20 protein-coding genes are annotated in these 23,268 nt (G+C 43.1%); 9 read left to right on the top strand and 11 right to left on the bottom strand.

Annotation, left to right across the window (positions count from 1 at the left end; all coding sequences use genetic code 11):
* Positions 1 to 46: 46 nt before the first annotated feature.
* On the bottom strand, positions 47 to 208 hold the full coding sequence (locus tag AACT52_RS04795) for a hypothetical protein (RefSeq protein WP_158054560.1): 162 nt from the start codon (positions 206 to 208) through the stop codon (positions 47 to 49).
* On the bottom strand, positions 205 to 2,868 hold the full coding sequence (locus AACT52_RS04790) for a two-partner secretion domain-containing protein (protein ID WP_073629516.1): 2,664 nt from the start codon (positions 2,866 to 2,868) through the stop codon (positions 205 to 207). Before AACT52_RS04790 ends, AACT52_RS04795 begins: the two co-directional genes overlap by 4 nt.
* A 170-nt stretch (positions 2,869 to 3,038) precedes the next feature.
* Here AACT52_RS04790 and AACT52_RS04785 point away from each other — a divergent pair, with 170 nt between their 5' ends.
* A complete protein-coding gene (locus AACT52_RS04785) occupies positions 3,039 to 3,209 on the top strand; it encodes a hypothetical protein (protein WP_158054558.1) in 171 nt (56 codons plus the stop codon).
* A 232-nt stretch (positions 3,210 to 3,441) separates the two neighbouring features.
* Here the strand turns inward: AACT52_RS04785 and AACT52_RS04780 are convergent, their stop codons facing one another.
* The 4 genes from AACT52_RS04780 to AACT52_RS04765 all read right to left on the bottom strand — a co-directional run bounded on the left by AACT52_RS04780 (position 3,442) and on the right by AACT52_RS04765 (position 8,413).
* A complete protein-coding gene (locus tag AACT52_RS04780) occupies positions 3,442 to 3,846 on the bottom strand; it encodes a hypothetical protein (RefSeq protein ID WP_143172738.1) in 405 nt (134 codons plus the stop codon).
* Positions 3,847 to 3,900: 54 nt separating this feature from the next.
* The gene (locus tag AACT52_RS04775; RefSeq protein WP_073629514.1) at positions 3,901 to 6,771 is read right to left on the bottom strand and encodes a two-partner secretion domain-containing protein; all 2,871 of its coding nucleotides are present in this window, start codon (positions 6,769 to 6,771) and stop codon (positions 3,901 to 3,903) included.
* Between the two features lie 231 nt (positions 6,772 to 7,002).
* Positions 7,003 to 7,164, bottom strand: coding sequence for a hypothetical protein (locus tag AACT52_RS04770; RefSeq protein WP_158054557.1), 162 nt, complete (start codon positions 7,162 to 7,164; stop codon positions 7,003 to 7,005).
* A 343-nt stretch (positions 7,165 to 7,507) separates the two neighbouring features.
* Positions 7,508 to 8,413 carry a carbohydrate ABC transporter permease gene (locus tag AACT52_RS04765; RefSeq protein WP_073629512.1) on the bottom strand — a complete coding sequence of 302 codons (906 nt, stop codon included), beginning with the start codon at positions 8,411 to 8,413 and terminating at the stop codon, positions 7,508 to 7,510.
* 100 nt (positions 8,414 to 8,513) lie between these two features.
* Between AACT52_RS04765 and AACT52_RS04760 the strand changes: the two genes are divergently transcribed.
* A complete protein-coding gene (locus AACT52_RS04760; RefSeq protein WP_073629510.1) occupies positions 8,514 to 9,236 on the top strand; it encodes a DUF3891 family protein in 723 nt (240 codons plus the stop codon).
* Positions 9,237 to 10,143: 907 nt separating this feature from the next.
* Positions 10,144 to 12,270, top strand: a complete 2,127-nt coding sequence (locus AACT52_RS04755) for an endonuclease (RefSeq protein ID WP_073629508.1) — start codon at positions 10,144 to 10,146, stop codon at positions 12,268 to 12,270.
* Positions 12,271 to 12,370: 100 nt separating this feature from the next.
* On the opposite strand, the gene AACT52_RS04750 is transcribed toward AACT52_RS04755, so the two are convergent.
* Positions 12,371 to 13,363: an NAD-dependent epimerase/dehydratase family protein gene (locus AACT52_RS04750; protein WP_073629506.1), complete on the bottom strand. Its 993-nt coding sequence runs from the start codon at positions 13,361 to 13,363 to the stop codon at positions 12,371 to 12,373.
* A 351-nt stretch (positions 13,364 to 13,714) separates the two neighbouring features.
* Here AACT52_RS04750 and AACT52_RS04745 point away from each other — a divergent pair, with 351 nt between their 5' ends.
* Positions 13,715 to 14,578 (top strand): GNAT family N-acetyltransferase, encoded by an 864-nt coding sequence (locus AACT52_RS04745; RefSeq protein WP_083630186.1) that lies wholly within the window; start codon positions 13,715 to 13,717, stop codon positions 14,576 to 14,578.
* Between the two features lie 337 nt (positions 14,579 to 14,915).
* On the opposite strand, the gene AACT52_RS04740 is transcribed toward AACT52_RS04745, so the two are convergent.
* Together AACT52_RS04740 and AACT52_RS04735 are read right to left on the bottom strand one after the other, a co-directional pair.
* Positions 14,916 to 16,160 (bottom strand): acyltransferase family protein, encoded by a 1,245-nt coding sequence (locus tag AACT52_RS04740; protein WP_083630184.1) that lies wholly within the window; start codon positions 16,158 to 16,160, stop codon positions 14,916 to 14,918.
* Between the two features lie 750 nt (positions 16,161 to 16,910).
* Positions 16,911 to 17,054: a hypothetical protein gene (locus AACT52_RS04735; RefSeq protein WP_198940869.1), complete on the bottom strand. Its 144-nt coding sequence runs from the start codon at positions 17,052 to 17,054 to the stop codon at positions 16,911 to 16,913.
* A gap of 840 nt (positions 17,055 to 17,894) precedes the next feature.
* On the opposite strand from AACT52_RS04735, the gene AACT52_RS04730 reads away from it, so the two are divergent.
* The 5 genes from AACT52_RS04730 to AACT52_RS04705 all read left to right on the top strand — a co-directional run bounded on the left by AACT52_RS04730 (position 17,895) and on the right by AACT52_RS04705 (position 21,401).
* The gene (locus AACT52_RS04730; RefSeq protein WP_073629502.1) at positions 17,895 to 18,497 is read left to right on the top strand and encodes a superoxide dismutase; all 603 of its coding nucleotides are present in this window, start codon (positions 17,895 to 17,897) and stop codon (positions 18,495 to 18,497) included.
* Between the two features lie 170 nt (positions 18,498 to 18,667).
* Positions 18,668 to 18,949 (top strand): DUF3303 family protein, encoded by a 282-nt coding sequence (locus AACT52_RS41200; protein ID WP_443216618.1) that lies wholly within the window; start codon positions 18,668 to 18,670, stop codon positions 18,947 to 18,949.
* A 115-nt stretch (positions 18,950 to 19,064) separates the two neighbouring features.
* Positions 19,065 to 19,271 (top strand): hypothetical protein, encoded by a 207-nt coding sequence (locus tag AACT52_RS04715; RefSeq protein WP_073629500.1) that lies wholly within the window; start codon positions 19,065 to 19,067, stop codon positions 19,269 to 19,271.
* Between the two features lie 78 nt (positions 19,272 to 19,349).
* The gene (gene purM / locus AACT52_RS04710) at positions 19,350 to 20,375 is read left to right on the top strand and encodes a phosphoribosylformylglycinamidine cyclo-ligase (protein WP_073629498.1); all 1,026 of its coding nucleotides are present in this window, start codon (positions 19,350 to 19,352) and stop codon (positions 20,373 to 20,375) included.
* Positions 20,376 to 20,714: 339 nt separating this feature from the next.
* Positions 20,715 to 21,401, top strand: a complete 687-nt coding sequence (locus AACT52_RS04705) for a PHP domain-containing protein (protein WP_073629496.1) — start codon at positions 20,715 to 20,717, stop codon at positions 21,399 to 21,401.
* A 118-nt stretch (positions 21,402 to 21,519) separates the two neighbouring features.
* On the opposite strand, the gene AACT52_RS04700 is transcribed toward AACT52_RS04705, so the two are convergent.
* A complete protein-coding gene (locus tag AACT52_RS04700; protein WP_073629494.1) occupies positions 21,520 to 22,161 on the bottom strand; it encodes a Uma2 family endonuclease in 642 nt (213 codons plus the stop codon).
* Between the two features lie 64 nt (positions 22,162 to 22,225).
* The gene (locus tag AACT52_RS04695; protein WP_073629492.1) at positions 22,226 to 23,107 is read right to left on the bottom strand and encodes a LysR family transcriptional regulator; all 882 of its coding nucleotides are present in this window, start codon (positions 23,105 to 23,107) and stop codon (positions 22,226 to 22,228) included.
* Positions 23,108 to 23,268 lie beyond the last annotated feature (161 nt).

Below are 23,268 nucleotides of genomic sequence, written 5' to 3'. Positions count from 1 at the left end.
TTGTCAGCACTTTTATGATGAGATTTTTAGGAAAAATTTGGTAATATCATGTCCGTTCAATTACCCGCAAAATCCGGAAAACCCCACCCCTAACGCCTCCCCGCAAGCGAGGAGGGGAAGTTTGGCGTAGCCAGTCATTGGGGTGGGGTGCTGTGATTAAGGGTAATTTCCCCCTTGGGCGATCGCCCTCCTTTCCTGTCCAAATCATTTGTTTTGACAAGCAGCAGTAGAACCCAAGTTTGCATTAGAAGTATGGGAGATGAGGGTAACGTGCCCCTTCCCGTCGAACACCCACCCCGTTGCAGGTACAATCTTCACCGCATCGTCTTTAGATGGTGGTTTGGTAGATGGTTTCTCTGTGCGCTGTTGGGATGCGATATTTGGTATGCGATTATCTGACCAGATCACATCAGTAGTCAGGGGTTCGTAGGGGTTGGGGGGTAAACCGCCACGTCCGGTAATAGTAAATTTGTTTTTTTCTGTGTCAGAATCTGTGCTGGCAATAGCACCACAGCTAGTACCTGCTATTAGCTCTGATGTATCTGCTAACGCTATGGGCAGTTCTACAAATCCCAAGGTTTGGTCAGCATCGGGTGTATTGATAATTACCTGACCGCTTAAAGTTGAGTTGGTTTGGGAAAATGCTGTGATGTCGTTGGTTTGTAATTCTCGCGGATTGAGTTGATTGGGGTTATCAGTTTCCAACTGGCGCACCAAGTCTTCTCGACTACGCTGAGTGAAATTAAAAATGCCTAAGGAGTTGATATTAATTTTCCCACCACTACCATTGAAAGCATTGGCGGTAATGTCGCTGTTTTCATTGGGAGCGCTGACGATAAAGCCCGACTGAGCATTGATAGTGATGCTGCCGCCATCACCACCCTGTTGTGCAGTACCCGCTGTGGTAGAGATCTGACTATTATGGCGCAGCAACAATAAGTCTTGCGCCCGTAGTATGATATTGCCACCATTACTGGATGTAGATGTAGCCGTAATCTTCCCTTGGTTGTCCAATAGGATAGAGCGAGCCTTTAACTCTAAGCTACCTGCATTCCCTCTTCCTTCATTGTTATCTACAGATACTTGACTTACAGATACTTCACCACCATTAATCAATGACAACGAACCAGTGGTGTTAATAGTGATATTTCCAGCATTATTATCACCCGTAGTTGTTGCACTTATAACCGCCCCGTCTAACACACGTACAGTACCAGCATTAATTCTGATATCACCACCCTTACCACTTAATCCATCAAACGTTGATGATCCCTCTGTAGAAGTAAATAATCCGCTACGAAGTCCAAACGAGTTAACTCCAGAAATGGTAATAGAATCTGCATTGATTATGATATTGCCAGCAGGTGCGTCACCTAAAGTACTAGCATTCAATTTTGCTCCGTTAGTCAACAAAACAGAGCCTGTTTTAATATCGATATTGCCAGCAGGTGCGTCACCAAAAGTACTAGCATTCAATGTTGCTGTGTCAGTCAACAAAACAGAGCCTGCCTTAATATCGATATTGCCTCCTCTTCCTTTGTCTCCAGCAAATGTATTGAAGCTGCTGTCAGAAATCATGACAGAATCAGAGGCATTAATATTAATATTTCCTGAAATTCCCGAGGTTCCAAAGGCATTGATTTGAGAGCGACCAGTGATAGAAATCGACCTGCCCTTCAAATTAATATCACCTGCCACCTTACCATATCCAATGTTACTGAGGACCAAGCTATTTGCAAGAGAAAGTGACTCATCAGCTTGTAAAGATATAGTTCCTGCATACCCTCCCAAATCTCCGGTAGACAGGTCAGAACGAGTCAAGGAAATTGACTTACCTTTAATATTTATGGCACCCCGATTCCCATCAGCTATGAAAGAGACAGGGCTTTTTGCTGTACCAGTTACAGAGATTGTGTCGGTAGCATTGAGCGCAATTTCTCCTGCCTTATTGTTGCTGTAATCTGAAGCGCTAAGATAACCGCCCTGCAAAACATTTATATTCCTAGCATTGATGGCAATACTCCCTGCGGGGAATGCAGGAACGCGTCTAAAGCCATTATTATCAGCAATGTAATTAGTTCCAGTAGCAGAAATGCTAGCTTTTGTGAGAGACACATCTGCTCGCTCTACTCCATTAGGGAAACTTAAACGCAGAGCGCTACCATTAACACTTAAATCTACCGTTCCCGAATTTGTCACACCTCCAAGCTCGACTCGAGCACCTGGAGCAATCAGATCCGCACCATCCAAACTCACATTGCCCCCCACTAGTGCTAAAGTCTTACCTGGCTGTACGCTTAAACCATAGCTTCCACTAGTTCTATCGTAGGCACTGGATTGATTGAGGATGCTCCCCGTATTTCCCCCATATTGCAAGCCAATGGGAACACTCACTGTCAGTAAGGGTGTGGATTGGGAAGCAGTGGTACTGAACTCAAAACCATCCGCAAACTTCAGGCTACTCGCCGTGCTTGCTAGAAATGAGCCACCAATGCTCAGCGAAGCATTGGTACCAAAAATAATCCCGTTGGGATTAATCAGAAACAGGTTGGCTGTACCTAAGGTGCGGATTAACCCATCAATATTAGAAACTGATCCACCTGTGACACGACTAATGATGTTTTGAATATCAACCGTATTGTTAAAGAAAGCTTCGCTACCAGTGCGAACAGAGAAATCTTTGAAACTGTGGAACAGATTACTGCCTGCTTGTGTTCCGCCTGTGATATTGAAGGTGTTGCCATTGATGTTGATGATGGAATTATTTGGTAGAGTGGCGTCTGGGGTAATTTGAGCCAAGGCACAATTGCACCAGAAAGCTGTTGCAATTCCGATGAACCAAGCCCAACGAGTACTTATGGCAAACATTCCATCCCTCCAGCACTTTGATTGCAGTTGTGCTATTACTCAGTTAACCACGATTTGTTGCAACGGTAGAAATCAGGCTTTAAGCTGTATACGCGCCTATCCGCACTCATATACACGCTCGCGCCTGCGCAGGTGCGCGTACATGAGCTAGAAAAATTTTTCAATTTAAGGTGAAAGTTGGGCGATTTTTGAGGTTCAAAGAGCGATTGCGCGAACACGAGTGCGTGTCCCAAAGGGAGGAGAGTGCAGTGTCAGGAGGGCGATCGCCCCAAGTGCAGTGTCCTTTTGGGACTCAGTGCAGTGTCAGGAGGGCGATCGCCTATACAGGTGCGCCTACATGAGCTAGAAAAATTTTTCAATATAAGGTGAAAGTTGGGCGATTTTTGAGGTTGCCACAGTGATCGCGCCAAGTGCAGTGTCAGGAGGGCGATCGCCTATACAGGTGCGCTTACATGAGCTAGAAAAATTTTTCAATATAAGGTGAAGTTGGGCAATTTTTGAGCTTGGCAGAGCGATCGCCCCAAGTGCAGTGTCAGGTGAGCGATCGCTCCAAGTGCAGTGTCCTTTTGGGACTCAGTGCAGTGTCAGGAGGGCGATCACCTGCGCAAGTGCACGTACATAATCTAGAAAACTTTTACAATTTTTTTTCAATATAAGGTGAAAGTTCGGCGATTTTTGAGGCTGCCACAGCGCTCGCTCCAAGTGGAGTGTCCTTTTGGGACTCAGTGCAGTGTCAGGAGGGCGATCGCCTATACAGGTGCGCCTACATGAGCTAGAAAAATTTTTCAATATAAGGTGAAGTTGGGCGATTTTTGAGCTTGGCAGAGCGATCGCCCCAAGTGCAGTGTCAGGAGGGCGATCGCCTGCCCAGGTGCGCTTACCTAATGTAGAAAAATTTTTCAATATAAGGTGAAAGGTGAAAGTTAGAGGATTTTTGAGATTGAGAGAGCGATCGCGCGAACGCGTAGCGTGTCCCAAAGAGACGAGAGTGCAATGCGGGAGGAGGGCGATCGCCCTGGTTTCCCCTCCAAATTATTTCTTTTGACAAGCAGGAGTAGAACCCAAGTTTGCATTAGAAGCATGGGAGATGAGGGTAACGTGCCCCTTGCCGTCGAACACCCACCCCGTTGCAGGTACAATCTTCACCGCATCATATGCAGTCGGTGGTTTGGTAGATGGTTTCTCCGAGCGCTGTTGGGATGCGATATTTTGTATACGATTATCTGACCAAACGACATCAGTACTGAGGGGTTCGTAGGGGCTGGGAGGTAAACCGCCACGTCCGGTGATAGTAAAATTGCTTTTTTGTGTGTCAGAATCTGTGCTAGCAACGCCAGCACAACCAGTGTCTGCTATGAGACCTAATGTATCTGTTAACACTATGGGTAGCTCGAGTAATCCTTTACTTGGGTCAACATCCGGTGTATTTATACTGACCTGACCGCTTAAAGTTGGATTGGTTAGAGAAAATGCTGTGATGTCGTTGGTTGATAACTTTTGCGTGTTGAGTTCACTTGGGTTATCAGTTTTCAACTCGCGCACCAAGTCTTCTCGACTACGCTGAGTGAAGTTAAAAATGCCTAAGGAGTTGATATTGATTTTACCACCAGTGCCATTGAAAGCATTAGCAGTAATGTCGCTGTTTTCATTGGGAACGGCAACGATAAAGCCCTCAGGAGCATTGATAGTAATGTTGCCGCCATTACCACCTTTCTGGTCAGTACCCGCAGTGGCAGAGATTTGACTACCACGGCGTACAAGCAGTAAGTTAGCAACATCTAATCTGAGATCGCCACCATTGCCAGAGGTAGTGGTTGCATCAATCCGACTCTGATTATCAAGTTGAATGGTATCTGCTACAATCTCCAAAGTACCAGCATTGCCATCACCTGTACTTTCAACTCGTAATCCCGCTTGATTGCCAATAACATTGTCAATAACTAGGGTTTTTGTTCGCACACTCAAGTTTCCTGCATTGCCACTGCCATTACTTGTTGCAACAATTTCACCCGGATTGATTTTCAAAGATTCAGCAGTAACAGTAATTTGTCCAGCGTCACCTGTGCCAGAGGTGTTGGTACTTATACCTGCTCTGTTTATCACCATCGGACCTGCGACCTGAATGTTGATTTTGCCAGCGTCACCTGTGCCAGAGGTGTTGGTACTTATACCTGCTGAGTTTATCACAAAAGAGTTTGCGACCTGAATGTTGATTTCCCCGGCGTTACCTGTGCTATTTCCCTCTGTACTGCTCTTGAGCCCCGAATTTTCAAGCTGAAAAGAATTTGCGTAGATGTTAATTTTTCCAGCGTCACCTGTGCCAGAGGTAGTCGTAATTATACCTACATCTTTCGGTATTTCCAAAGAGCCTGCGACCTGAATGTTGATTTCCCCGGCGTTACCTGTGCTATTTTGCGTCGTACTACTCTTGATCCCCGACTCTTCAAGTTTAAAAGAATTTGCAGTAATGTTGATTTTGCCAGCGTCACCTGTGCCATAGGTGTCGGTATTTATATTTGAAGACTTTATCACAAAAGAGTCGGCGACATTAACGTTGATTTCTCCGGGTTTACCTGTGTTTACCACACGGCTAAAGACACCCAAATTTTCCATCTGAAAAGAATTTGCGTAGATGTTAATTTTTCCAGCATTACCTGTGCCAGAGGTGTCGGTAGTTATACCTGCAGATTTGCTCACCATAGAACCTGCAACATTAATGTTGATGTCTCCGGCGTTACCTGTACTATTTTCCTCCGTATTGCTATTGAGCGCCGATTTTTCAAGAAGTTGAAAAGAATTTGCCAAAATGTTGATGTTTCCAGCGTCACCCTTGCCCAATGTCTGAATGCTCGCGCTACTGTTATTATCAAACGTGATGTTGTTGGCATCCAGCTTAATTTGTCCGGCATTCCCGGAACTGAAGGTGTTAGAGCTGATGTTGGACTGATTGATACCTATATTCTCGCCGACAATGCTGATTTCTCCCCCATTTCTATCACCTAGGGTATCAGCTAGCAGAATTGACTGTTCGGTGAAATTGATGTTATTACCAGCAACTGCAATCGAACCGCCGCCAACTCCTGTGGCATTTACGAACGTTTTCTGTGAAAACTGAATATCTCCAAAACTGGTAATACCTTCATAACCCAACTTCCAACCTTCTGGTACCGGCACGAGGCTCACAACTCCATTGCTGCTTACACTGCCGATTTCAATACGTCCGGATGGTGACTTGAGAACGCCTCCCTCAAGCGACACATTAGCTCCCACCAGTGCCAAGGTTTGCCCCTCCTTCACTTGCAATCCTGTAACGCTAGTGTTAATTGGGGGACGGGGTCCTGTCTTGACAATATTTTCATAATTAATGTCGTGCCCTGGTCCTTTTACCAGAATCGGTCCTGGATTGCTGCCCATATTTAGTCCAATCGGTGCAGTTATTGTCAACAGGGGTAAGTCTTGTGATGGAGTGGCACTGAATTTAGTTCCATCGGCAAAATTTATACTGTTAGCAGTACTTGCAAAGAAAGAGCCGCCAATATTTAATCTGGCATTTGGTCCAAATACAATTCCATTTGGGTTAATCAAAAACAGGTTAGCCTTCCCTAGGGTGCGAATCAACCCATCAATATTAGATATTGACCCACCTGTGACTCGACTAATGATGTTTTGAATGCCAAGCGTATTGTTAAAGAAAGCTTCGCCACCAGTGGGAACAGAAAACTGTTGGAAGCTGTGGAACAGATTAGTGCCAGCAGTTGTTCCACCTGTGATATTGAAGGTCTTGCCATTAATGTTAATGATGGAATTATTGGGTAGAGTGGCGTCTGGGGTAATTTGAGCAGAAGCGCAATTGCACCAGAAAACTGTTGCAATTGGGATAAACCAAGCCCCACAAGTACTCATCCTAAACATTGCACCCTCCAGCACCTTGATTGCAATAACTTCAGTTAAGCATGATTATCTACAACCGTAGAAATCAAGTTTTAAGCTGTATACACGCTCATCCGCACTCATACGCACGCGATCGCGCCTGCGCAGGTGCGTGTACTAATCTAGAAAACTTTTACAAATTTTTTCAATATAAGGTGAAAATTGGGCGATTTTTGAGGTTGAAAAAGCGATTGCACGTGCCTCCTAAGGGAGGAGCTGCGCTAACGCGTAGCGTGTCCCTTTGGGACTCAGCGCAGTGTCAGGAGGGCGATCGCCCTCCTGACACTGCACTTGGGGCGATCGCCCATCACCTGAGCAAAATAAAAACCCCCTTTCCTGTGTTAAGGGGGCGAGGTGTGGTTTCATACTTCTGTAAGCTGTTAATTATTAGTTGCAGACAAACCTAACTTATGCAGTTCCCGCTAAGCTCTAAGCTGTTGTGCCTTTAAGAAAGCACAATTTGGGGGAACCGGATGCCATTGGTGTCAATTTAACGCTTAAAGTTTTACCGCACATTGATTTACCCCACCCCTTAATCCCCTCCCCGATGCCTTGGGGAGGGGAGGTTTTGGCGCTCTTACAAACCGGGGTGGGGTAAAGCCAACGTGGAATAAAGGTTTAAACGTAATTCTTGACACGCATGGCAGGATGCCCACCCTACAAAAATTTGATTTAAATATGGTATGCAAATTACAGGATTTTCAGCTTATTATGCTGTGATATTATCGCCGTCTTGTTGATTAATCATTAATCGCACAACAGATAGCCCTAAAATGATCAGGAATAGCACTAACCCAATTGCGCAAGCATAGCTAATTTCCAAATTGGTAAATGCTTGTTCATATAAATAGTAAACAATTGTTTTCGAGCTATTGCGTGGTCCGCCCTGTGTCATGATGTAAACTTCTTCAAACACCTTGGTGGCAGAAATAGCGGAAATTACGCCAACGAGAGCTATATATGGTTTCATCAAGGGTACAGTGATATCCCAATGCTTACGCACACCGTCTGATCCATCAATTGCTGCGGCTTCGTAGATATCAGTGGGGATGGATTGCAGCCCAGCTAGATAAATTACCATGTAGTAGCCTAATCCTTTCCATATGGTCACAGCCATCACGCTGTACAATGCAAAGCGGGGACTAGTGAGCCAGGGGATTCCTTCTGGGAAAATGCCTTTGAGCAACTGATTGAGTAAGCCATTTTCTGCGTACAGCCATTTCCAGGCAATTCCTGCAACGACCATTGAAATGACTACTGGCGTGTAGTATGCTGCTCGAAACCAGTGCATTAAGCGCAGTTTCTGATTGACTAAAATTGCGAGTGCTAACGGAGCAATGACCAAAATTGGTACGACACCCAGAAGGTACAGCAAGGTGTTAACCAAGGTTTGCCAAAAAACTGGATCTTTCCACAAGCGCTGGAAGTTGGCAAAACCCACCCATTGGGGCATCTGAGTCAAGTCATATTCATAGCGGGTAAAGCTGAGGTAAAACGCTTGCAGTGCGGGCCAAAAGACAGTTAATGCCAAGATAACCATTGCCGGCAGCAAAAACAAGTAAGGAGTCAGTCGCTGTGAGATCAGAACCCAATCTTTGGCTGTCAATCTATTCATAGGATGCTTTTTTTCGTGCTGTTGAGGGATGAATTGCCACCTAATATAAGTGCAAGATGAAAGAGCAAATTGATATTACACAAGCCATTAAGCCTAATTCATGATTGCTAATTTACATGAGAAAGGATGGGAAGTTATTTACCATCGCGCCCACGCTTTACTAGCTGCTCAAATAGCGGGACATTGGCATCCAGAAAAACGCCCCCTGCGTTGGCTGGAGACAATTGCGGCAATTTCCCATCACGACGATTTGGAAAAGGAATGGGAAGGCAATCACCTCACAGAGGCTGGCGCACCGCTAGATTTTACCCTAGACAAGAAAACTGATTTAAACAAGTTGCGGCAACTTGCACAAAATGCCCGATATCGCGGACGATGGGTAGCTATGCTGATTTCCATGCACATGAGCTTTCTTAATGAAGGTAAGCGCGGAGAATCACCAGAATTGGATAGCTTTTTAGACGAACAACTCCAGCATCAAGAGCAATGGCGCAAGGAATTGAATGTTACGAAAGACGAAGCAGCGCAAGCTTACGAGTTTTTTCAATGGTGCGATCGCCTTTCACTCATCCTCTGCAACCACGTCTTACCTGCGGGTGAACGTGCTTTAGAAATTGCGACTCTGCCAGACGGCAACCGCTACGATGTGATAGAGCATACTGATGGGGTAACAGTAAAACCTTGGCCCTTTCTTGAAGAAAAGTTTACTGTCAATGTCGAAGCCACCTACCTAGAGGAATTGAAGTTTGACAGTAACGAAGAACTGACACAAGCGCTTCAGACGGCACCGATAAAAACCTTAGAGTGGACTTTTGTTCGGTAGAATTAGAAGTCATTTATAAAGTAAAGATTAAATTTTAGTAACGTACCATTAAAAATGGTACGTTACTTTGTTTTTAAGTCAATACGCTTGGTGATAAGACCAGAACCCTTATCACAACCACAATAGACTTTTTGCAAAAGTCAAAAAAAAAGAATAATTAACCACAGATGGACACAGATGTAGGCGTAAGCCGTGCCGTAGGCTACACAGATGGAACTCACATGCCGCAATCTTGTCTAATGTAGAGACGCTTTCATTCAGCGCGTCTCTACAGAGAACGCGAATTCCACCAAAAATCCTTAACTGAACCCTATTACCCTATGTATTTACTCGTTTCGCCCCCAAAAAATACCTACTAGGAAAAAAGGTAAAACTAAGGTTAAATTGGGGTTTCCTTACTCTTAACCTTTGATAAAAATAGATAATCTTGTGTTGGAAGGAAGTAAAAAGATTAACTTTATAAATCAAATTTAAGTCCAAGAAATGATAAGGTGAAAGAGATTTAGGACTTATATCAACTTTACTTAATTGCTTATAAATTCCGAAGAACCCCACCCCGGTTTGTAAGAGCGCCAAAACCGCCCCTCCCCGAAGCTCGGGGAGGGGATTAAGGGGTGGGGTTCAGATATCACGGGAATCATAACTAATCAACCGAACCTGATATTACCCAGAAAATTTCCGAAACAACAAATTCACATAGGGGAATTCATGAATTCCCCCTACAAAACGTTTATTTTGCGTAAGTCCTAAGATTGTTAAAAGTCACCGAACTAAGTACAGGAGTGCATAAATCCGTAAAAATTCGAGAGTTGCTTGTAGTAAGAGCAAAGAGCGCTTATTGCCAACTTTTGTTTCCGGCACAGATAACGCTACGAATTTATAAACGTTTGTACTTAAGGATTTCTCAATGGTTCTTCCTCAGCGGGTTATTCAAGAAACCATAGAACGATATAAAACGCGTTCTGCATCTCGCGATCGCAACTTTCATAAACTTTCAGTTGGTTCGGTTCTCAATGTAGACACCCCTGAACGTGTCAACAGGCGTTTAGAGAGAATTGCTCGTAATCCAGTAGCAACTTCAATATTGTCAGGTGCCAAAATCTCCATAGATAATTTATCTACTGAGGAGTTTAATCGCATTGTGCAAGAGCGTATCCTTGGTCAAAGAGATTTAATGAGTATTTCTTACTTAGAATACGGGTTGCGGGTATCGCGGTCTATCTGTCGCATTATTTTACGCAGCCGTAGTGGGAAAGTGATAGGATACGGAACTGGCTGCATGGTTTCCCGTCGTCTGCTACTCACTAACAATCATGTGCTGTCTTCGGTAGAAGAAGCTACGTCAGCTTTGGCAGAATTTAATTATCAAAGCAGTACAGATGGACAGATGTTGCAGTCCTCTGCTTATGAATTAGATCCCACCACTTTTTTTATCACCAATAAAGACCTTGACTATAGCCTAGTTGCTGTTAAAGAAAAACCAGATGGTCTTCCGTTAAGTGAGTTTGGCTGGAATCCTTTGATTGAAGAGCAAGGCAAAGTCATATTAGGGGAATACCTTAACATTATTCAACATCCAGGAGGGGAACCGAAGCAAGTCGCCCTAAGGGAAAATCAATTAGTCGATTTGTTTGATGATTTCCTGCATTACCAAACTGACACAGCACCAGGTTCTTCTGGTTCACCTGTTTTTAATGATCAGTGGGAAGTTGTGGGACTCCATCATTCAGGAGTTCCCAAAATGGATGAGCAAGGTAACTACTTAACGATTGACGGAAGTGTATGGACTCCAGCAATGGGAGAAGACCGCATTGCTTGGGTAGCTAATGAAGGAGTTCGCGTCAGTCGAATCGTTGAAGACATTAAAAAACAGCAAAATCTATCTCAGATTCAGCGCAATTTGCGTTCTCAGTTGTTTGATGAAAGCCAACCACTAAAGCCTACCGTACCTACTTTTAACGACAAGCAACCGATGAATAATAACATAAATAACGGTATTGTTACCTGGACGATTCCTCTTCAAGTTAGTGTGAGTTTTGGACAAGCATCAATCGCTTCATCTGCTCAACCTCCTTCAGTTACGGTAAGTCAAACTCCAGATTCACAAAGCATCGCAACTGGACAACCTGATATTGAACTACCAGATATTGAAGGCGATTCTGAATTACAGGCAGAACTGAGACAATTACAGCGCCTTCGTCAAGGAGAGATTCCTTACTATGATGAGGCTGAAGATAAACGAAATCGTGACACGTACTACAGCGAAATCCTCTCCGAACTCAATTCGTTAAACAAGTCTAAATTGTATAACCGTCTGCAACAGTTGCTGAAAACAACCCACAAAAGACAATTATCATATGACCCTAAACAACATTTATATCCTTGGGTAGATGTGCAACCTGACTTCAAGCTCCGAAGCATTTACTCGCAACTAGAGTTTACACCAGAACAAATCATCAGAGAGGACTTGCAGATAGAAAAAATGCGAGCATTTCGTTTGCAAGAAATCATGCTTAGAGAATCACTCACGACAGCAAAACTCATAGAAAAGGTAGATGTGCTTGAAGCAGATTTACCTTTCAACTGCGAGCATGTCGTTCCACAATCATGGTTTGACAAAGCTATGCCTATGAAAGGCGATTTGCACCATTTATTTGCATGTGAAACACAGTGTAATTCCTTCCGAAGCAATAGTCCCTACGCTGATTTTCCTGACTTTCCAGAAGCAATCCGCAACAATTGTGGGAAATCAGAAGGTAAAAAGTTTGAACCAGGCTTTGGTAAAGGAGAAGTAGCACGGGCAACTCTTTACTTTTTGCTACGTTACCCTGGTTTTATTAATAATTCTAATCAAGAGTATAAACCAGAAAACCTAGAAATATTACTTGATTGGCATAAGAAATATCCAGTGACTGAACATGAAAAACACAGAAATATGGCGATCGCCAGTTCTGATAAGCAAGGTAATCGCAATCCATTGATTGATTTTCCAGAGTGGGCAGACTTAATTGATTTTCGTTTGGGGATTGGCTGAAGTATAGTTTTTTAATTAAATTTATCAGTTGAATTTAGGAAAGCCTATGTTGTTATGACAACACAGGCTTTTTTATTAAAAATTCAAAAAGAGCCATTATCTACCCCAAAAAATAAGTACCCAACTCTTTAATTCGCTCCACCCAAGCCTTAACCTCATCAGCCACTTTATACTTCCATTCAAGTTGGAGTACTTCTCGGGTATGAGAATCGTCAAACACCACGTTATCTTTATTTTCAAATATCGGTGGCTGAAATTTTACCCCAGCAGCCTCCGCCAACAAAGTTGCCATCTGGCTAATACTCAGATTTTCACCTGCTGCAAGGTAGTGTCCTCCTTTCTCGCCTCTTCGCGCTGCAGCAATGTAGCATTCTGCTAGATCTTCAACCTGAATCCATGCCGTCATAAAATCTGGGGGAAATGGCTCATAGCCCCAGTGTGGTTTGCCCGTGATAAACTGCTGAATTCCAAAATCCCAGAACCCACCACGGGTTGGCGATGGACCATATACTGATGAAGGATACACGATAGAGGCGTTACCCCCTTTGCTAATGTATTCCTCTGTCAGTGCATCCTTGATCAAATTTACACCCGATAATGACTCCCCCCATGCTAAATACTTGGGCTTGGCGAAATCTTTTGGCGGAGGTGTTTCTGTTATTCGTCCTCCGTTGGCAGTGGTTAGAGAAAAATTCCCACTCGTTGTGATTACATGAATATCCGCTGAGACTGCGCTTGCGCCGTGTAAAGCTGCTTCCAAAGCGATGCGATCTTTCTCGAATTGAGCCTCTTTGGTCGATTCCGGAGGCATATTCCACGCCACATTAATTATCCTTTTAACATCATGGTTGCGAATTACTGCTTCAACGTCTTCTGCGGAGAATTGTGCTTCTTTAGAGCGGATTATTTCCTTACAAAAGGGCTTGATAGCCTCAGTGTTACTACTTGGACGCACGAGTGCCAACACTTTGAAATCTTGTGTTTGGGAAAGCCTTCGGGACAGCGCTCCACCAACATAGCCGGTTGCCCCCAGGAGCAAGATATTTTTCACTGAACGGTTTTTCTCGTCTGGAACGTCCTTCTCTTTTGACATCTGCTCTAAATTCCATCAAAACTTCAATCAATAAATTAAGCGTCTAACACTTCAGTCCACAATAGAGCCTTACATAATTAAATACTTAGATATGACACAAAAAATTAATTTTTATATTCAAGAATAAAATTTTCTACTTTTCCTACTAAATTGTTTCTCAATGCTAATACCTGTACTAATAGCTTCTAAAATAAAGGCGCTTTGTATCAGCGCCAGCAATAAGTAATGAAATTAAACTCAGCAGGACAGTCTTCCAATCTTGTTGAGTTTAACTCCTGCGATAACTTCATAAATAGGGGAGTAGTGAGTAAATGCGATCGCTCGACAATAATATGGAAGTAGAAAGATGTTATGACCACGATAACACCAATGACAATGGACAATTTTACCGTTCGACCAATGAAGAGGTCAGAATTAGATTTGGTAATTGATTGGGCAGCCGTTGAAGGCTGGAATCCAGGAACTTATGATGCTGAATGTTTTTACCAAGCTGATCAATGCGGTTTTTTCGTGGGGGAGTTGAACAATGAACTTGTGGCAAGTATTTCCGCTGTTGCTTACTCTAAGCACTTTGCCGTTCTTGGCTTTTATATTGTCAAGCCGCAGTTTCGTGGGCGGGGTTTTGGCATGAAAATGTGGAGGGCAGCAATGGCATATCTTGGTACTGAGCGTAACATTAGTTTAGATGGAGTGATTGCCCAACAGGAGAACTACCAGAAATCAGGTTTTCAAATCGCCTACCATCATATTCGTTATGAGGCTGTAGGCGGCGGCGTTGTGCCGTCTGGCATTGTAGAACTCAAAACTGTGCCTTTTGAGAAGTTAGTTGCTTACGATCAACAGCTTTTTCCGGCTGAGCGATCGCAGTTCCTACGACTTTGGATCAAGCAGCCAAACAGTACTGCCTTAGGGGTTGTTAGAGATGGGCATGTTGTTGGTTATGGAGTCATCCGCCCTAGTTATACAGGTTTGCGGATTGGACCGTTGAATGCTGACGATGAACAGATTGCCGAGCAACTCTTACTCGCCTTGCTTGCTTTTGGTTCTGATGCGAGGGTGTTTCTTGATGTGCCAGATGCTAATCCAGAAGCGATTAAGCTGGCTCAACGTTACGGGATGAAGCCAGTCTTTGAAGTCGCTCGGATGTACAATAAAGAAATTCCTAACAAGCCTATAAATCGTGTATTTGCTGTGACAAGCTTAGAAGTTGGTTAGGTAAGTATCATTCGCCAATCAGTCATCTTTTCTAAGGGTTGGTGACAGATTGTAATAGGTCTGTGATGCGCCACGAAAACCCGAATATAGTGGGCAGGATCTGACTGGCAGTGCCCAACGCCCTTCGGGTTCGCCAGTCGCCTAGGTCGGGAGACCCTCCTGCAGCGCTGGTCTCACCAGATACCTCTGTCGGGAAACCCTCCTGCAGCACTGGCTCCCCTACACTACTCAAGATTTTTCATCAATGATGCGCGGATTCCTATATGAGAAAACAAGTAGCGATAAAAATCGAAGTAATTTATTGCCGTTTAGGGTGCGGAATGTGAGAGATTCCCCTTCAAGCCCGAGACTTCACGTTGACCGGGAGGTGGGACATAAAAGGTCGCTCAAAGACTCGGTAGAATACGTAGCCAACCAGTATTGACAATGGAACAGCGATGAGGAACCATTTAACAGCCATGATTGAAGGAGACAACTGGAAGCTCAGTAAGAGTTGATGTACAAGCCATACCACAGGAGCATGTGTGATATAGAGGCTATAGGAAAATATTCCCAGTCCAACGACCCACGGTGATTCTAAAAGTCGCACAGCTGGGGGAAGTGGCTTGTCGTTCATCACAAAGTTGGTGCAGTAAATGAGAAAACATGCTGTCCCCAAGGCAAGAAAATGATGAACAATCCATTCGTCTATTCCTGTTACCAACTCAAATCGCAGCCACTCTGTGATGAAAGCAAGACAAGCAAACACAGCAGCAAGCCTAGACCAAGGTAATGAATTTTTTATCCGTATCAAAGATGGTTTTTGAGAAAAACTGATTTCTGCTGCAGCCATTCCCAAAGCAAAAAGACCCAAAAACCAGGGGTGGATATTTTGCGAGGCTTCACCCAATAGATAGTTAAGTGTAATTCCACCCAAGAAGGCGATCGCTACCGTATACAATAACCCTAAACGCCGCCATATCGGTATTAACAAGATGGCAAACACAAAATAGATTTGCCACTCCACTGCGATCGTCCATGTTGGACCATTAATTTTGTTGATATGTAAGCCAAAATTTTGAATAAGTAGAAGATAAACAACCACATCATGAAAGGAAAAGGTAGGAGAGAATAAACCTTTCAAAATATGCAGTCTTTCATTATCCCAACCTAAACCAGAAATTTGCTCTATCCAAAGTATCAATATACTCATCAAGATGCATAGGAACAGAGCTGCGTAGTAAGGTGGTACGATTCGCCGAATTCGTCGCTTAAAGAAACCTAGTAAACCTCCTGAAAAATATCTTTTATCAGAACGAACCACCGGAAGCATCAAACAGTAGCCGGAAAGAACAATAAAAATGACAACAGCAAAAATTCCATATCTTAGGAACTTTGTCATCGGTAACCAAAGCAAGGCAGGTTGTAAAGCTTGAGTGAGGTTGGGGTCCCAGCAGTGAACTAGCACTACATAGAGAGCCGCCAAACCTCGGATGCCGTCTAAGTAAGCCAGGCGGAGTCGCCCCTTACTGGGTTTTTCATAATATATATTATTTGAATTATTTGAAGTATTTGAAGGATCACGAATTTGATTTTGATTCATTGATAATAGGGAAGTAACGAAAGGTTAAAAATGAAATTTTGGACACAGAACAATAATCGTCAGCACGATTTTCTGAAAATGGGTTCATGCTATTTCCGAGGAATTTGATTTCCTCAAAAGCAAGATATTAATGAAAAATGTTTCTGCAACTTAATGTCAGAAAATGGCTGATTCAGATCAAGCTTATTGTCCTGACTCAAATAGCACTACTAACAAAGCTATGTCGTTAACAATCATGCTTAATATTCTGATTGCACAGATAAAAGCTTTCTCTCAATTTAAACAAAACCTTGAAGACGAGTCGTCATTACAAGGTAGGAGAACAGCCTACAAACATGACTCCTGCAATAGCAGGTTGCTACATAGATATATAAGTGTTAACGACTTATGCAGATGTTATGCCTTAGGGTAAAACTACGTCTGTTACTACCAATGGCAAATGAGTTCCGAAGCCACTTGAGCCCTTTTTGAGACGGACGGCAAACTTCTGCTTCAGGCAAAGTTCTACAGCTTTTGCCCTATAGAAAATGAACTTCTGTATTGAACTAAATACAGATGCTCATACATAAATTCACATCTTTAATAATGTGAAGTTGCGCTACTCTTCCTTGAAGCTGCACTCTGCGCGTTGACAGCACTCGCAAGTAAAAATCGTCACTAACTTGCGCAATCCTGTATTAAATCGTGCTTTGTTCAAGCTTTCTCTTGGAAGGCTGGATAGAGTAGAAGCAAGACCTCTAATATTTAAAATCAGGGGGGAGTTAAACCACCAGGAATTCTTACGGCGGGGACTCTCTGAAGTACTAACTCATACTCCACGAAAAGAGTTCCCTTTAGTAGGGGTTGCTGGATGTGAGCCAGAAGGATTGAGCGGATAAAGCCTAGCTTAAACATAGAAATTACCTCTGAGCTTCCATCGTGCATTTTGCCAATTGCGGCACATACGCACTCATTTGCAGCTACTTTGACATTAGACTTTTCACAAAAATCTTGATTCGATTTTTAGAACCATAGATCAACGAGTGTAAAGCGCTTTCCTCTATTGTACCCACAAGCCAGATTTTCCCTTTCTTCTGCTCTATTAATAGAGGAATAGGAGGAAATAGTGCGAGAAAGAGGCGATATATAGAAACTAACTACTTGCGGTTATCAATATACATCATTAAATGTAGTCAAAGATATCCACTTTTGCTAGCAGCCTAATGTTTTCACTATTTAGATACACATTAACATTGAAGCCAACATAAATAGCAATAGTTTTTAAAGTATTTCATAGAAATTTTACCTAAAAAAGTAAAACCTTTATAAAGTCTTGATAAAATGAAAAACTGGTTATAAGTAAAACTACTTTACTTTATGTTTATTATGAATAATTTCCTATTGCCCCTCTTGTCAAGTTAGGTTAAAGGGGACTGATTTTGAGCATTAAATTATAGGCAATTGCTATAAGAAATACCTCTATCAGTAGTCAGAGTTAATTCATCAGTGCTAAATGCTGAGGAATGAATGTTAAAAATTTCCGCTTGTAGTTTTTACTCAGCACTCAACAGTGTGTACTCATGAACATATCCCACTTGTTGACGAGGCTATGAAAGCGACATTTCCTAGTACAATCAGATTGTTAAGTTTTATATTGCAGTGCCAAGCAGCAAGAACTGCCAAGCACAAATCTGTCATTTCCAGAGCTACCACATAAGCTCTAAACTGGATAACGGTAAAGAGAGGATTTACACAATGGCATTTGAACTTCCCCCATTACCATACGACTACAACGCTCTAGAGCCATTCATCTCGGCTCAGACCCTACAGTTCCATCACGACAAGCACCACGCTGGTTACGTTACCAACCTTAACAAGCTTGTCGAGGGCACAGAACTTGCTGACAAGTCATTGGAAGAAGTCATCTTGGCGACCGCTAATGACTCGTCTAAAGCTGGTATCTTCAACAATGCGGCTCAAGTATGGAACCACACCTTCTACTGGCATGTTTTGAAGAAAGACGGTGGCAGTCCCTCTGGGGAATTAGCTGAAAAAATCAATGCCTCCTTCGGTAGCTTAGATGAATTCAAAAAACAATTCAAAGAAGCTGGAGCAACCCAGTTTGGCAGTGGTTACGCTTGGCTGGTGGTAGAGAACGGTCAACTGAAGGTTGTGAAAACACCCAATGCTGCTAACCCGATCACGAGCGGTCAAACTCCTTTGTTAACCGCTGATGTGTGGGAACATGCGTACTATCTGGATTACCAAAATCGTCGTCCAGACTACCTGCAAACTTTCGTAGACAGTCTGATTAACTGGGACTTTGTTGCTGAACAGTATGCCAAAGCAGCCAAATAAGCTGGCAAAACTCCCCTGCAAATAAATTTTTATATAGCTTAATTCTGTTGGAACAGACTCGAAAACCAAAATTTTAGTCGGTTCTAACTAACTCAAGCTATGAGCCAGGAACCTCAGTTCCTGGCTGTTTTTTCAAAACAACCAATGACTAAGGAGGCGGAATGCTGTTCATGGTCATCGAGCACTTCAAGAACCGTGATGCCGTGGCGGTCTATCGGCGGTTCCGGGAGCAAGGGCGGATGATGCCCGAGGGTTTGAATTACGTTGGCAGCTGGGTTGAAGCCAACGCGCGACCGTTGTTTCCAACTGATGGAATGCGACGACCTGCGCTTGTTGCAGCAGTGGGTGTTACAGTGGCAAGACCTAGGCGAATTCGATATCGTACCTGTAGTCCCATCGAAGGAGACAATGGAGACGATAACCGCAATGCTTTGATGACCTTTTTATCTTAATCAGCGACATCAAACAACCAGATACTCATCTTGTGATGATTATACTGGGTGGCTTAATCTGGGTGGAATGACTTTTAGGCAAAGCCCATCGAAAATCTACAAATGAAAAAGGCATATGGATAGCACAAACTTAGCGCAATATATAGAAGCAACTGGCAGTATTGCCAAACCTTGGTTATTGGTGCAACTGCGACTGAAAAAACTTCAAGAACGTCAAGCGACACTTTCAGAAAATGAGTATGCTCAACAGTTAGAAGATATTCACCAAGACTTAATGAATTTGGGGGAATGGTGGCGCGGTATGGAAGATGAGGTATTTTAAAGTGAGGACTTAGGAGTTATGAGTTATTAACTCCTAAATCCTGACTTCTAACTTGAATTGATGGCGGTGTTTTGACAAATGGATTATAAAGATGCTGGAGTTGATGTTGAGGCTGGTCGAGAGTTTGTAAATAAAATTCGTAATTTGGTTCACAGCACCTTTAGACCGGAAGTCATTGGTGGATTGGGTGGCTTTAGTGGTGGCTTTCAACTACCAAGTGGTTACAAGGAACCTGTTTTGGTTTCTGGGACTGATGGTGTGGGGACAAAGCTGAAAATCGCTCATGCTCTCAATCGTCATGACACCGTAGGCATTGATTTGGTAGCAATGTGCGTCAACGATGTGTTGACATCTGGCGCAGAACCGCTGTTTTTTTTGGATTATCTAGCGACAGGTAAACTAAACCAAGAGCAGCTCACTCAAGTAGTTGCAGGTATAGCGTCTGGGTGTCAGCAGGCAGGTTGTGCTTTACTAGGAGGAGAAACCGCAGAAATGCCGGGTTTTTACCAGGTTGGTGAGTATGACTTGGCTGGATTTTGTGTAGGAATTGTGGAAAAAAGCCAGATGCTGGATGGTTCGCTCTTACAAGTGGGAGATGTGGCGATCGCACTCGCTAGCACTGGCGTACACAGCAATGGCTTTAGTTTGGTTAGGAAAATTGTCAGCGAAAAAGAATTTTCGTGGAGCGATCGCCTAGAAATATTTGGTTCACAAACATTAGGTGAAGTTTTCCTCACACCCACGCGTATTTACGTCAAACCCGTACTTGCTGCGCGTCAAGCGGGATTGGAAATTCATGGTATGGCTCATATCACGGGTGGAGGATTGCCAGAAAATTTACCTCGTTGTTTGGGTAAAGGTCAAGCGATTAAGATTTCGCGCGATTGGTCTATCCCACCACTATTTCAGTGGTTGGCGGAAGTTGGCTCAGTGACCCCACAAGCTATGTATAACACTTTCAATATGGGGGTAGGATTTGTGCTGCTAGTACCTCCGCTTCAGGTACAGCAAGCAATCACCTACTTTGATTCACAAAATATAACAGCCTTTACAATTGGTGAGGTAATCACTGGCTCCGGTGAATTAATTGGATTGCCAATATAAGTGATAATATTTATACACTATAAAATTGATTCTTTCTTGTGTTTTAAAGTGCTTATTTGCCCTATTTTAAATATTTACTAAATATTTGCCCCGGTAGCAAAATGTGGGTTTAACGGGCATTAGTTGCAACATTTCTTACTTTTGCTTATAAAACTAATCGAAAATACGCATGATCGTTAGCCTTTGAATTTGCTAACGTAGTCTTAACATATTGAAAAATTTTGCCAATGATGCCCAGGAAATAGCTACCAACACTCATTTGCGGTGCTGGTATGTTCTGGGCTCTTAGTGTCGCATATTTCAGTGTAAAAAATTACCTAATACAGAAAAGAGGGGGTTATGACAGTCGATATTGTTGAGGTATCTACCTCTACCGAACAATTAAAGCAAGTATTCCAAAGCATTCATGCAAAAAGTTGCCCGACGTCTTTCAACTTTCATATGCACACCGTCTATTCAGATGGCAGGTTGCAGCCGAATGCATTGATGGAGCAAGCTGTCACCATTGGTCTAAAAGGGCTTGCAATTACTGACCATCATAGTATAAGTGGCTACCTAGCAGCTTTAGACTGGTTGGAAAACTGGAAGTGGAACAACCCAGGCGCAAACGCTCCTCAGCTCTGGAGTGGCGTAGAAATTAATGCCAATCTTTTAAATATTGAAGTTCATATTTTGGGTTATTCTTTCGAGGCAGAACACCCCAGTATGAAACCATACATCCAAAGAAAAATTACTACAGGTGAAGAATATCAAGCAGCTAACGTAATTGCTGCCATTCAGAAAGCAGGGGGACTGGCAGTACTAGCTCACCCAGCTCGTTATAGGCGATCGCATTTTGACTTGATTCCTGCTGCTGCACAAGTGGGTATCAATGGCGTTGAAACTTTTTATGCCTACAACAACCCCAACCCTTGGAAACCTAGTGCCGTAGAATCGATGCAGGTGCAACAATTGGCTAGTGAATACGGTCTTTTGAACACCTGCGGTACCGATACTCACGGTTTAAACCTGCTTCAGCGGTTGTAAACATGGAGTTTAGTCTTTTAGCAATACTCCTGGTTCAACAAACCAGGGGCTAAAAACAGATGATTATATTGGATTTGAGATTATCGATTGTAAAAGTTAGAGTTAGAATTCTGCTAAATTATTGCTGAAATTGGGATAATAACCAAGCACCAACTTGCGTTTGATTCATTTCACGAGTACGGCGGAAAGCTTCTTCCAGAAGAGATATTGCTAACTCAGGTAGAACTTGAGACTGAGTAATTTTCCGACTACCACCATTTTCTACAGCAAAAGCAATAACTTGAACATTTTGTACATCTATAATCCAATATTCACCTACTCCTAATTCCTCATATAATAGACGTTTATCACCTTTATCATCTGCAAGAGAAGTATTTGCAATTTCAATAACCAAATCAGGGGCAGGATAGATATCAAGGTGAATAATGGAAATACCCCAAGGAATGACATCAGCATTCTTGCCAATATAATATGATACATCTGGTTGAGCATCATCAAAGCCAGTTTTCCGATAGGTACAATTATCCCTGCCATTGAGATTAATCGCTTTTATAGTGGCAAACAGGTTAACAGCAAAGATAACAACTGTATGGTCTCTTGAATGATCCGAACCTACTGGTGGCATTTCAATCCTCATTTTGCGGTTGTAGTAATAGCTCTTAGCTTTTTCATATGCTGGATTTTCGATTATCTGAGTATATTCATTCCAAGTGGCTGCTACCCATGTGTCAGTTGGTAATTTTGTTTGTAGGTTACTCATAAATCAACAAAGTGGATTAAGGCTCTTGTTATATTGTGTCTTGAGCAGCATCTTCAGAGAAATTTTAACCCACAACCTCTTTCATAACCTCAAGGAACGTCCGCAAAACTGGTAATAGCTCATCTTGTCGCCAGACTGCGACTAGCTCCACCTCTGCGTTTAATGTATTGAGAGTAATGTAGACAACCCCTGTCCTGTGAATATTACGAATCGATGCAGGAGCGAGAGAAACACCCAAACCAGCAGAGACAAGACCAAGAATTGTCTGCTTTTGGCTGGCTTTTTGCACTACTTTAGGGGTGAAACCTGCCTGTTGAAACAAACTAATGCACTGGTCGTAGTAGCCAGGTTCTAAGTGACGTGATACCAGAATGAAAGACTCGTTAGCCAACGTAGGTAACGCTAACTCTGGCTGAGCTGCGAGCGGATGAGTTTCTGGCAATATCACGACAAGTGGCTCTCGTAGGATTGGTTCAAGGGTTAAGGTGGCGTCAGGTATAGGCGGAATCATTAAACCGAGGTGGATTTGCTGCTCTTGCAGCGCCTGTACTTGAGCAGTCGTTGTCATTTCCTCTAATTCCAGTTCCACGCGTGGAAAGCGTTCTCGAAAAATCCTCAAAGCTTTAGGTAAAACGCTATAGGTAGCAAAACCAGAGAATCCTACCTTCAGCCGTCCACTCTCTCCCTGAGCCACTTGCCTTGCTATCTCCACAGCCTGAGCAGCTTTTAACAGAATCTGGCGTGCTTCCACCAAAAAAGCTTTTCCTGGTTCCGTTAACTGAACTCGGCGCTTAGTACGGTGAAACAAGAGTACGCCTAATTCATCCTCCAATTGGCGGATTTGCTGGCTTAGAGGTTGCTGAGTCATGTGCAGGCGTTCTGCAGCTCGACCAAAGTGCAGATCTTCTGCCACAGCAACAAAATAGCGTAAATGTCGCAGTTCCATTTGAATCTTTTAAGTGTTAATTGCCTATAAAAAATGTGTTAGACAGTGAGAAAAATAGCATTTATATTAATAATTAACAACGTAGATGAGCAACCAACTAGCATCAATAATATATTTTTTATTGATAATGAATAACTATTTATAACTACAAATGCACACAC

It is taken from the genome of Scytonema sp. HK-05 (assembly GCF_963872035.1).
In the GTDB taxonomy this organism is placed as follows: Bacteria; Cyanobacteriota; Cyanobacteriia; order Cyanobacteriales; family Nostocaceae; genus Kalymmatonema.
This window is presented reverse-complemented; position numbering and strand designations above follow the sequence as displayed.

Bases quoted from the DNA above. Each gene is read 5' to 3' on its own strand.
- AACT52_RS04795 (WP_158054560.1), bottom strand. From the start codon at position 208: ATGATTTGGACAGGAAAGGAGGGCGATCGCCCAAGGGGGAAATTACCC.
- AACT52_RS04790 (WP_073629516.1), bottom strand. From the start codon at position 2,868: ATGTTTGCCATAAGTACTCGTTGGGCTTGGTTCATCGGAATTGCAACA.
- AACT52_RS04775 (WP_073629514.1), bottom strand. From the start codon at position 6,771: ATGAGTACTTGTGGGGCTTGGTTTATCCCAATTGCAACAGTTTTCTGG.
- AACT52_RS04770 (WP_158054557.1), bottom strand. From the start codon at position 7,164: ATGAAACCACACCTCGCCCCCTTAACACAGGAAAGGGGGTTTTTATTT.
- AACT52_RS04765 (WP_073629512.1), bottom strand. From the start codon at position 8,413: ATGAATAGATTGACAGCCAAAGATTGGGTTCTGATCTCACAGCGACTG.
- AACT52_RS04760 (WP_073629510.1), top strand. From the start codon at position 8,514: ATGATTGCTAATTTACATGAGAAAGGATGGGAAGTTATTTACCATCGC.
- AACT52_RS04755 (WP_073629508.1), top strand. From the start codon at position 10,144: ATGGTTCTTCCTCAGCGGGTTATTCAAGAAACCATAGAACGATATAAA.
- AACT52_RS04750 (WP_073629506.1), bottom strand. From the start codon at position 13,363: ATGTCAAAAGAGAAGGACGTTCCAGACGAGAAAAACCGTTCAGTGAAA.
- AACT52_RS04745 (WP_083630186.1), top strand. From the start codon at position 13,715: ATGACCACGATAACACCAATGACAATGGACAATTTTACCGTTCGACCA.
- AACT52_RS04740 (WP_083630184.1), bottom strand. From the start codon at position 16,160: ATGAATCAAAATCAAATTCGTGATCCTTCAAATACTTCAAATAATTCA.
- AACT52_RS04735 (WP_198940869.1), bottom strand. From the start codon at position 17,054: ATGTTTAAGCTAGGCTTTATCCGCTCAATCCTTCTGGCTCACATCCAG.
- AACT52_RS04730 (WP_073629502.1), top strand. From the start codon at position 17,895: ATGGCATTTGAACTTCCCCCATTACCATACGACTACAACGCTCTAGAG.
- AACT52_RS41200 (WP_443216618.1), top strand. From the start codon at position 18,668: ATGGTCATCGAGCACTTCAAGAACCGTGATGCCGTGGCGGTCTATCGG.
- AACT52_RS04715 (WP_073629500.1), top strand. From the start codon at position 19,065: ATGGATAGCACAAACTTAGCGCAATATATAGAAGCAACTGGCAGTATT.
- purM (WP_073629498.1), top strand. From the start codon at position 19,350: ATGGATTATAAAGATGCTGGAGTTGATGTTGAGGCTGGTCGAGAGTTT.
- AACT52_RS04705 (WP_073629496.1), top strand. From the start codon at position 20,715: ATGACAGTCGATATTGTTGAGGTATCTACCTCTACCGAACAATTAAAG.
- AACT52_RS04700 (WP_073629494.1), bottom strand. From the start codon at position 22,161: ATGAGTAACCTACAAACAAAATTACCAACTGACACATGGGTAGCAGCC.
- AACT52_RS04695 (WP_073629492.1), bottom strand. From the start codon at position 23,107: ATGGAACTGCGACATTTACGCTATTTTGTTGCTGTGGCAGAAGATCTG.